The 6,626-nt window shown below is 74.4% G+C and carries 8 protein-coding genes; 4 read left to right on the forward strand and 4 right to left on the reverse strand.

Features of this window, described 5'->3' with window-relative positions; translation table 11 throughout:
• Positions 1 to 185 precede the first annotated feature (185 nt).
• Positions 186 to 965, reverse strand: a complete 780-nt coding sequence (locus tag GPJ59_RS31795) for an MHYT domain-containing protein (RefSeq protein WP_219671385.1) — start codon at positions 963 to 965, stop codon at positions 186 to 188.
• A gap of 158 nt (positions 966 to 1,123) precedes the next feature.
• Between GPJ59_RS31795 and GPJ59_RS31800 the strand changes: the two genes are divergently transcribed.
• Positions 1,124 to 1,723, forward strand: coding sequence for a class I SAM-dependent methyltransferase (locus GPJ59_RS31800; RefSeq protein ID WP_219671386.1), 600 nt, complete (start codon positions 1,124 to 1,126; stop codon positions 1,721 to 1,723).
• A 130-nt stretch (positions 1,724 to 1,853) separates the two neighbouring features.
• Here the strand turns inward: GPJ59_RS31800 and GPJ59_RS31805 are convergent, their stop codons facing one another.
• Positions 1,854 to 2,762: an oxygenase MpaB family protein gene (locus GPJ59_RS31805; RefSeq protein WP_219671387.1), complete on the reverse strand. Its 909-nt coding sequence runs from the start codon at positions 2,760 to 2,762 to the stop codon at positions 1,854 to 1,856.
• A gap of 134 nt (positions 2,763 to 2,896) precedes the next feature.
• Between GPJ59_RS31805 and GPJ59_RS31810 the strand changes: the two genes are divergently transcribed.
• A complete protein-coding gene (locus GPJ59_RS31810; protein WP_219671388.1) occupies positions 2,897 to 3,673 on the forward strand; it encodes a hypothetical protein in 777 nt (258 codons plus the stop codon).
• A 48-nt stretch (positions 3,674 to 3,721) separates the two neighbouring features.
• Positions 3,722 to 4,183 carry an SAM-dependent methyltransferase gene (locus GPJ59_RS31815; RefSeq protein ID WP_219671389.1) on the forward strand — a complete coding sequence of 154 codons (462 nt, stop codon included), beginning with the start codon at positions 3,722 to 3,724 and terminating at the stop codon, positions 4,181 to 4,183.
• Between the two features lie 321 nt (positions 4,184 to 4,504).
• Here GPJ59_RS31815 and GPJ59_RS31820 read toward each other — a convergent pair whose 3' ends face one another.
• Both GPJ59_RS31820 and GPJ59_RS31825 read right to left on the reverse strand, forming a co-directional pair.
• A complete protein-coding gene (locus GPJ59_RS31820) occupies positions 4,505 to 5,050 on the reverse strand; it encodes an MOSC domain-containing protein (protein ID WP_219671392.1) in 546 nt (181 codons plus the stop codon).
• Between the two features lie 121 nt (positions 5,051 to 5,171).
• Positions 5,172 to 5,354 (reverse strand): hypothetical protein, encoded by a 183-nt coding sequence (locus tag GPJ59_RS31825; RefSeq protein WP_219671390.1) that lies wholly within the window; start codon positions 5,352 to 5,354, stop codon positions 5,172 to 5,174.
• A gap of 186 nt (positions 5,355 to 5,540) precedes the next feature.
• Here GPJ59_RS31825 and GPJ59_RS31830 point away from each other — a divergent pair.
• Positions 5,541 to 6,626: GAF domain-containing protein (locus GPJ59_RS31830; RefSeq protein ID WP_219671391.1), on the forward strand; the 1,086-nt coding region annotated here is incomplete at its 3' end.

Raw genomic sequence — 6,626 nt, forward strand, 5'->3', positions numbered from 1 at the left:
CGTCTGCGCCGGGTCCTCGTCGGCCGGCGGCCCGGCGTGCGCCCGGCGGCCGCGCGCCGGGGGCTCGGGCAGCCGGGACGCCGGGGTGTCCGGGGTCCTGCGGGGTGTGCGCATGGGCTCCTCGTTCCGGGTGCGGGGCAGTGGGCTTCCGGGTGCGGGACGGTCGGCTTCCAGGTGCGGGGCGGTCAGCCAGAGGCGGTGGCGCGCTCGCCGAGGCTGCGGGCGAAGGCGGAGGCGGCGCGCTCGTCGGCGGTCGGGGAGAGGGCGACGAACGCGGCGGTGATGAACAGGTACGAGCCGAGGCCGACGGCGAGGGGGAAGATGAACTGCAGGGCGGTGGCGCCCGGCAGGCCCGCGTCGGACGGGGTGACGCGTACGGCGACGGCCGTCATGCCGGTGTAGTGCATGCTGCTGACCGCGGCGCCCATGACGAGCGAGGCGACGGCGACGGCGGCCAGGGATTTGATGTTGAGCGCGGCCCACATGGCCGCCGTGGCGGCCACGACGGCGATGGCCACGGACAGGCCGACGGTCAGCGGGTCGTACGAGATGCGCCCGTGCAGGCGCAGGGCCGCCATGCCGAGGTAGTGCATGCTCGCGACGCCGAGGCCGGTGGTGAGGCCGCCGAGGACGAGGGCCCGGCCGCGGTCCCGGCCGTAGCCGACGGCGAAGACCCCGGCGCCGACCACGAGGACGGCGACGAGCAGGCTGAGGATGGTCAGCGGCACGTCGTAGTGGATCTCGGTGCCGGCGACGTGGAAGCCGAGCATCGCGACGAAGTGCATCGTCCAGATGCCGGTGCCGATGGCGGAGGCCGCGGTGATCAGCCAGTTGCGGCGGGAGGATCCGGTGGCGGCCAGCGCGCGAACGGTGCAGCGCAGCCCGAGGGCGGCGCCGATCGACGCCATCACGTACGACAGTACGGGGGTCAGCCAGCCATAGGCGGCGTGGTCCAGGTGTCCCATGACCCGGGGACGCTAGTCCGGGTGAGGGGGCGAACAAGGGGAGCATTTCGAAAGCTGATGGAATATGACACGGATACGTTCGCATCCGATCACACGCGGTGGCATCGTGCACACGGTGTGCAGGGACCTCCGACGGGATCTTGGGGGATCATGGGCGCATGAGCGATGACCCCACCAAAGTGCAGGAGTTCTTCGGTGCCCGCGCCGCCGACTGGGACACCCGGTTCCCCGACGACGGCCCCGCGTACGCCGCCGCGGTCGCGGACCTCGGGCTGCGGCCGGGGGACCGGGTCCTCGACGCGGGCTGCGGTACGGGCCGGGCGCTGCCCGCGCTGCGCGAGGCCGTCGGCCCGGCCGGCGAGGTGCTCGGCGCCGACCTCACGCCCGAGATGCTCGCCGCCGCCGTACGGGCCGGGCGGGACAAGGCCGGGACACTGCTCCTGACGGACGTGGGGCGGCTGCCGCTGCGCGACGGCTGCCTGGACGCGGTCTTCGGCGCCGGGCTCATCTCGCACCTGCCCGATCCACCCGAGAACCTGCGGGAGTTGGCGCGGGTCGTACGGCCCGGCGGGCGGCTGGCGCTGTTCCACCCGATCGGGCGCGCCGCACTGGCGGCGCGCCACGGGCGGCAGATCACCCCGGACGACCTGCGGGCCGAGCCCAACCTCCGGCCGCTGCTGGCGGGTTCGGGCTGGGAGCTGACCTCGTACGTGGACGAGGACGCCCGCTTCCTGGCGCTCGCCGAGCGCCGGGCCTGACCGTACGGCCCAGCTGTACGACACGGCCGTACATCGCCCCGACCGTACGTCGCCCCGGCCGTACCTCGCCCCGGCCGGGCGGCGTACGGCTCCGGCCGCGGCCGGCCGGCCGACTGCCGGCGCGCGGCAGCTACTGCTGCGCGTCGGCGCCCGCCGCGCGGCGCGGGTGCGGGACGGGGCAGCCGCCCTTGCCCGGGACCGGGAAGGTGCCCAGCTCGCCGACGTCGTAGCCGTCGGGGTAACCCTTGATCTCCGGGTTCTGGCGCCCGTAGTGCGGGGCCGAGCGCGGCGGGAGCAGTCGTACCGCCCGCCCGCGCAGCTTCAGCACACCGTGCACCAGCCGCCGCACCCGCGGGTCCGGAGCGTCGAAGCGGAAGGCCCGCAGCAGCGGCTCGTCCAGCAGCGCGAGGGCCGCGCCGCGCACCAGCGGGGCGAGCGGGGCCGGGTACCAGGAGGCCATGAGGTCGAGCGTGGCGTCGGCGACCTTGCGGCCGCCCTCGTCCCAGCCGAAATGCTCCTTTTCGTAGGCGTTCAGGGTGGATTCGAACTCCTCGTAGGAGCCCGGGATGTCCTGGATGCCCATGTGGCGGCCGAGGGTGGTGTAGTAGTTCGCGGAGGCGCGCTGCTCGTGGCGGGTCAGCGGCCGCCAGCCGTAGTCGTCCAACCAGCGCTTCGGAATCACCACGAACGTGCACAGGACGTACCGCATGTCCTCGTTGGTGATGTCGTAGCTGCGGTGCATCTGGTTGACGCGGCGGATCGCGGTGCGGCCGATGTCGCTGTCGAAGCCGTGCTCCACCACCGCGTCGAGGAGGAGGGCGGTGTCGTCGTAGCGCTTCTGCGTGCGGTCGGTGAACTCGGCGGTCTCGGCCAGCAGTCGTCCGATGCTGGGGACGGCGTACGTGCGGTAGAGGGCGAGCTCCAGGGCGCGGGTGAAGTCCCAGGGGAACTCGTAGGTGGCGGTGAGCCGGTAGATGGCGAGGAAGTCCTGGTCCGGATCGAGGGAGAGGATCTTCTTCAGCCGGTCGTAACGCTGCACCGGGCATCCCTTTCTGTGGCGGGCTGCCAACTCTACGTGCAGGTGGCGGCCTTGGAAATCGGGCCCCGCGGGCTCTCGACGTCCGGGTTACCGGGTGGTTAGGGTGCGCCGACGAGAGTGCACCAGGAGGGCGCGTGTCCGATGACGAGGCCGGCGGATCGCTGTACGTACTGTCCGCCGTACTGCTGACCCCCGCGCAGTTCCCGAGCGTCCTGGGCGACGACTATCCGGAGGCCTGCGCGCAGCTCGGCGTGGATCCGCTGCCGGACGGGTACGGGCTGGTGCTGGGCCAGGACGAGGAGGGCGCCCGCTGGACCGTGGTCGTCGACGACGTCTCGCTCGTCGCGATCGCCATCGCCTCGTGGGACTGCGGGATGGAGTACGACCTCTCGCCCGACGAGCGCTCCGTCGTGGTGTCGCTGGCGGGCTGGCCGCTCGCGCTGGCGGTGGCCGCGCCGGGGATCCCCGATCCGCACGACCCGGAGCAGGGCGCCGACGGCACCGGGCGGGTGCCGCTGGCGCCGCCCACCGCGGACGTGTGGGGGCCGGTGCAGCGGCGGCTGGGCGCGGACCAGATCGCGCAGCAGTGGGACGACTGGCGGGAGCGGTTCGAGACGGACGGCGCCGCCCCGGTGTCGCACGCGGGGCTGACGCGGGCGCTGGCCGAGGCCCGGGAGTACGCGCAGACCCCGCCGCCGCCGGGGCGGGTGCGGTCGGCCTTCGCCGGCGAGAAGGCGCGTACGCTGCGGGCGGACGGGCCCGGCTGGTCGCTGGTGGCCCGTACCGACGACATCGCCTTCGTCCTGCTGGACGAGGAGCCGAGCGCGGTGATTCCGGTCCCCCGGGAGGGGAAGACGGACCTGCCGGGCCTGCTGGCGGCGCTGGACGGCGTCGCGGTCCGCCCGGCCTGAAACGGGACAGCCTGAACGGGGCAGCCCGAACGGGACAGGGGGAACACGATGGCGATCGAGTCCGATCCGGTGGGTGTGGTCGTGGGCGGCCGCACCGTGGTGGCCGACGACGACTGGGGACGCGAGGCGGCGGTGATCCGGCTGGACGGGGAGCGCTTCGGGCCGGAGGCGCTGTACGGGCTGGCGGACTTCTCGCACCTGGAGGTGGTCTACCACTTCGACCGGGTGCCGGTGGACAGGATCGAGACGGGCGCGCGGCACCCGCGCGGCAACGAGGACTGGCCGCTGGTGGGCATCTTCGCCCAGCGCGGCAAGAACCGGCCGAACCGGCTCGGGGTCTCGCGCTGCCGGATCGTGAAGGTGGACGGGCTCGACGTGCACGTGGAGGGGCTCGACGCGGTGGACGGCACGCCGGTGCTCGACCTCAAGCCGTACCTGGAGGAGTTCGGTCCGCGCGGTGAGGTGCGCCAGCCGGAGTGGGCGACGGAGCTGATGCGCGACTACTACTGAGCCGGGGCGCGCCCGGCGGGGCGGGGCCGCCGCAGGCCCGGCGTCGACGCCGGGCCACCGCGCTCGGGTGATCGCCGTCGGGCCGTCGCGCTCGGGTGATCGCCGTCAGGCCGTCGCGCCGCGTCGGGCGGTCGTCGTCGGGCGCCACGTCGGGTCGGGCCGCCGCGTCGGGAGGTCGCCGCCGGATCGCCGCCTCGGGTGATCACCGTCGGTCGCCACGCCGCGTCGAGTGGTCGCCGTCGGGTCGCCGCGTCGGGCGGGCGCCGCATCGGGCCGCCGCATCGGGCCGTCCGGTCGTCGTCCGGCCGCCGCGTCGGGTGGTCAGACGCGGTCGAGCGGTATGTGCGGCAGCGCGGGCAGGGTGATCGTGACGGGGTCTCCGGGGCGGACCGTGCCGCCCTGGTGGACCACGCCCATGATGCCGGCCTTGCGGACGATGCGGCCCGCCTCGTCACGCCCCACCACCTGCTTGAGCAGTCCGTCCTGGAAGGCGTCGATCTGCAGGCAGGGGTTGCGCAGGCCGGTGACCTCCACGACCGCCTCCGCACCGAGGTGCAGCAGGGTGCCGGTGGGCAGGGAGAGCAGGTCGATGCCCTGCGTGGTCACGTTCTCCCCGAGGTGGCCGGGCGCCACGGTGTGACCGGACCGCGCCACCTCGTCGAACAGCTCGCAGTGGATCAGGTGCACCTGGCGCAGGTTGGGCTGCGTCGGATCCTGGGCGACCCGGGAGCGGTGCTTGACCGTGACCCCCGCGTGGACGTCGCCCTCGACACCCAGCCCGGCGAGCAGCGTGATGCTCTCGCGGTTCGGCTTGGTGAACGAGTACTCCCCGTTGCTGCTGACGGCGACGACCCGGCCCGGCTCCATGCCCGGCTCCCGGCCCTGGTCCTCGCCCTGCGGCCGGCTCTCGCCCGCGCCCGTACCCATGCGTGTGTCCCCCCTGTTGCCTGTTGCCCGGTCGACTGGCCAGTGGCCCATCAGCAGCCGGTCAGCGGCCGATCTGCTTCCGCGAGACTCCTCGCAGGCGTCGCCGCTGCGAGGGGTCCAGGAGCAGGTAGGCGGCCGCCGGCACACCGATCAGGACCAGGAGACCTGGCCAGAAGCCGATCGTCAAGAACAAAACGATCGCTGCCACGACTCCCGCCGCGGCAACCTTTGCACGCGTCGACATCCTGCGGACACCTCCTCCTGCGCCGTCCTGCTACCCCCTCAACGCACGGCCCCGGCGAAGCGTTCCCGCCCGGACCGGACCGCGGGCGCGGACCTGCTCCCGTTCTGGCCGACGTACCGCTTGCCCGGGCTCCGGGCCCGGACGACGATGGGGCGCTCCAGGAACGGCGGCCTCCGGGAGGGCGGCATGGGCGATCCGTCGGTGGCGTTGCCGGTCGGGGCGGATCCGGCCGCCCGCTCGCGCGAACTGCGGCGCGCGCACGCCGCGTTCACGGCGGACGGGCGCATCGAGGGCCCGGTGCGGTCGGTCATCGCGACGTCCTGGCGGCGGTGTGCGCGGGCACGCGTCAGCCCGGAGTGCGCCGCGCGGCTCGACCTGGGACGCAGAGACGTGCGCGCCTACCGGGAGCAGCATCCGCTCGCCCGGGTGCTGCCGGTGTTCCGGGAACTGGTGGGGAGCTTCGCGGCCCACGAGGGGCACCTGCTGGCGGTGTGCGACGCGCGCGGCAGCCTGCTGTGGGTGGAGGGGGACACCGGGACCCTGACCCGCGCCGAGGGGCTGGGGTTCGTGCCGGGCGCGCGCTGGTCGGAGTCCGCGATGGGGACCAACGCGCCGGGCACGGCGGTGGCGGTCGGGGCTCCCGTGCAGGTCTTCGGGCCCGAGCACTTCAGCCGCCGGGTGCACCCGTGGACGTGCGCCGCGGCGCCGGTCCGGGACCCGCGCACCGGCCGGATCCTGGGAGCGGTGGACATCACCGGCGGCGACGGGCTGGCCCATCCGCACTCGCTGGCCTTCGTCCAGGCGGTGGCACGGGCGGCCGAGTCCCAGCTGGCCCTGCTGGACCCGCTCGCGCCGCAGGAGGCGGGCACGCTGAGCGCGCTGGGCCGGGACGAGGCACTGCTGGTGGCCGACGGCAGGAGGGTGCGGCTCGGACGGCGGCACAGCGAGATCATGACGCTGCTCGCCCACCGCCCCGAAGGCCTGTCCGGGCAGGAACTGCTGGTGGCGCTGTACGAGGACGAGGCGGTGTCACCGGTGACACTGCGCGCGGAGATGTCGCGGCTACGCGCCCTCCTCGGGCCGCGAGTGCTGCTGTCCCGCCCGTACCGCACGGCCGTGCCGCTGGAGGCCGACTTCACCGCCGTGTCCCGGCGGCTGGCCTCGGGCGCGGTCTCGGCCGCGCTCACCGGGTACGCGGGCCCGCTGCTGCCCGGCTCCACCGCGCCGGGCGTGGTCCGGCTGCGCCGCCGGATCGAGGACGCGGCGCGGGCC

Origin of the sequence: Streptomyces bambusae (genome assembly GCF_019400985.1) — a bacterium.
GTDB classification, from domain to species: Bacteria; Actinomycetota; Actinomycetes; order Streptomycetales; family Streptomycetaceae; genus Streptomyces; species Streptomyces bambusae_A.

Bases quoted from the DNA above. Each gene is read 5' to 3' on its own strand.
- GPJ59_RS31795 (WP_219671385.1), bottom strand. From the start codon at position 965: ATGGGACACCTGGACCACGCCGCCTATGGCTGGCTGACCCCCGTACTG.
- GPJ59_RS31800 (WP_219671386.1), top strand. From the start codon at position 1,124: ATGAGCGATGACCCCACCAAAGTGCAGGAGTTCTTCGGTGCCCGCGCC.
- GPJ59_RS31815 (WP_219671389.1), top strand. From the start codon at position 3,722: ATGGCGATCGAGTCCGATCCGGTGGGTGTGGTCGTGGGCGGCCGCACC.
- GPJ59_RS31820 (WP_219671392.1), bottom strand. From the start codon at position 5,050: ATGGAGCCGGGCCGGGTCGTCGCCGTCAGCAGCAACGGGGAGTACTCG.
- GPJ59_RS31825 (WP_219671390.1), bottom strand. From the start codon at position 5,354: ATGTCGACGCGTGCAAAGGTTGCCGCGGCGGGAGTCGTGGCAGCGATC.